Genomic DNA, 1,740 nt, shown 5'->3' with positions numbered 1-1,740 from the left:
GCCGCCGTCCATCGTGTCGAGCCCGTCGCCGCCTTCGATGACATCGCGCCCGTCCTGGCCGATCAGCAGGTCATTGCCGCCTTCACCATAGATCGTGTCGTCGCCCGCATTGGCGTTGACGGTGTCGTTGTCCGCGCCCGCGTTGATTTCATCGTTGCCCGCGCCGCCGAAGATCGTGTCCTCGCCCGTGAACCCAACAAGAGAGTCATCCCCGGCGTTGCCCACGATCAGATCATTCCCCGCCGCGCCAAAGACGGTGTCGTTGTCATCGCCGCCGATCAGCGTGTCGTCGCCCGCGGCGCCAAGGATCTGGTCGTCGCCGGCGCCGCCGCGGATGATATCGGCGGCTGTATCGCTGGCGGTGGAGTCGGCGCCATAGAGCGTGTCATTGCCCTCGTTTCCGAGCAGAAGGTCGCCGCCGCCACTGCCGATCAAGTAATCGCCCTGGCTGCCCCCGATCAGCGTGTCATTGCCCGCGCCGCCGGTGACGTCCTCGCTCACCAGGCCGCCATTGCCGTTGTAGACGTCGGAACCGTCGCCCAGGTAGACTTCGCCGATGATCTGGCCTGAGTTGAAGAGCCTGTCATTGCCGCCGCGCAGATCGACATCGCCCAGCATCTGGCCCGAGTTGCTGACACGGTCGATGCCGCCGTCATGGCCGCGCAGCGCGCCTTGGTCGCCCGAAATGATACCGGAATTGTTCAGCACGAAGGTTGGATCGACGACGGTGTTCGAAATATCGACACCCCACCAGTTGGCAGAGCTGATTTCCCCGGCGTTGATGATGAGCGTCCCGTCTGCACTTCCGTCCAGGCGCAGGCCCGCGGCTTCGGTCCCGACCGCCGACAGGACGCCCCCGGCCAGGTTGGTGACCCGGCTGTTTACGTTCTCGACGATGACCGCGTTGTTGAACCGTTCATTGTGAACGGCGTCATCATAGGAATTGGCGGCGATCGTGCCCGAGTTCACGAGCACGTCGCCCGACCCAGTGAAAAAGAAGATCGGGGAAGCGGCCGAGATCTGGCCCGTGTTGGTCACCGTGGTGCCGCCGCTGCTGACAATCGCCGTGCCCTTCTCGATGGAGATAAGGCCATGATTGACAAGGGTTTGCTCGGCCCCGACGCCGCCATTGAAGCCCAGCACGGTGAGGTTTGCGCTGTTTTGGAAACTGACGAGCGATCCGGTTTCGGTGATGGTCAGCGAAAACCCGTCACCGGTCTGGTTGGTGACGCCTGCGGCGGTGATCGCCTGCCCGGCGATGGTGACCGAAAGGTTCTCCAGCGAGGTGCTCCATAGAGCGTTGTCGTTCGATCCCCAGTAGATCCCCTCGGGAACATACAGTTCGTCCGCGGCGGCGACAAAGGTATGCGCCGTGCCCGAGACGAGACCGGATGTCGTGATGACTGTCAGTGCCATGATGAAAATCCCCACATGTTCTTGCTAAAATGCGCGTCGTGCTCAACGACTATAGCCGAAACAGTCAAGACCTGTCGCCTTGACTGTCGGGGCTTTTCTGCCTCCAGACGGGCAGGGGGAGGATCACAATACGAAGTCGTCCGCCGTCAGGCCGGTCACCCCCGCCACGCGGATCTCTGCGTCCACGCTGCCGTTTCCGTCAGCATCGAATTGCACGATGGTGGAACCTGTCGAGGTCTCGAGCAGCCGCAGTTCCGGGTTGCCCGAGGGGGCAAAGGCCGCCGTGCCGCGGAATTCGAAGACACCGGGGCTGAGGCCCGCGAC

Annotated in this window: 2 protein-coding genes; both read right to left on the bottom strand. The window is 63.1% G+C overall.

Going from position 1 to position 1,740, the window contains the following annotated elements:
• Positions 1-1,416: calcium-binding protein (locus PVW46_RS13845; RefSeq protein ID WP_274576251.1), on the bottom strand; the 1,416-nt coding region annotated here is incomplete at its 3' end.
• A gap of 123 nt (positions 1,417-1,539) precedes the next feature.
• On the bottom strand, positions 1,540-1,740 hold a 201-nt coding region (locus PVW46_RS13840), incomplete at its 5' end, for a hypothetical protein (RefSeq protein ID WP_274576248.1).

Source organism: Mameliella sp. AT18, assembly GCF_028807275.1.
GTDB classification, from domain to species: Bacteria; Pseudomonadota; Alphaproteobacteria; order Rhodobacterales; family Rhodobacteraceae; genus Antarctobacter; species Antarctobacter albus.
Note: the sequence above shows the minus strand (reverse complement) of the source record. Positions and strands in the feature narration are given on the sequence as shown.